The sequence below is a fragment of the Rhizobium sp. SVR5-9E genome, assembly GCF_056755095.1.
In genome coordinates this window covers 1-386 of the sequence record NZ_JBNDHS010000268.1, presented here as the reverse complement: position 1 = coordinate 386, position 386 = coordinate 1, and the positions used below count along the sequence as shown (strand labels likewise).

Here is a 386-nt window from a genome sequence, read left to right as displayed (position 1 = left end):
AAATGGCGAGCCCTGTCGCATACCACGGCGTTGGTTGGAGAGCGGCTGCCGCGGCTAGGTGCTGTGCTTGGCGGCTACAGCATCTAAAACTAAAGCTCCGCCAGCGCCTGCGCGTCAATAATCAATTAGGATTACGCTGACACGTCATCAGCTTGGACGGCATTGCGGCTTTGCGTAAAGCGCGCATCGAGGCTTGCAGCGATCTCCTCTGGTGCCTTGACGCCCGCATTAACGAGCGAGATGGCGGCCGTGAGCGCTTGTTGGCCACCTTCGCTTTGGAGATTGACTTGGTTGCTCTGCGACCGGCAACTCAATGCCGAGCTGATAAGTTCAATCTCATCGTCTGTGCAAGAAAGTAGCTCGAAAACAGATGACATGATCGCTCT

Annotated in this window: 1 protein-coding gene; it reads right to left on the bottom strand. The window is 55.7% G+C overall.

Annotated elements, in window-relative coordinates; all coding sequences use genetic code 11:
• Positions 1–131: 131 nt before the first annotated feature.
• Positions 132–386, bottom strand: a 255-nt coding sequence (locus ACPYOJ_RS34740; RefSeq protein WP_481420285.1) for a hypothetical protein, incomplete at its 5' end; no start/stop codon positions are given.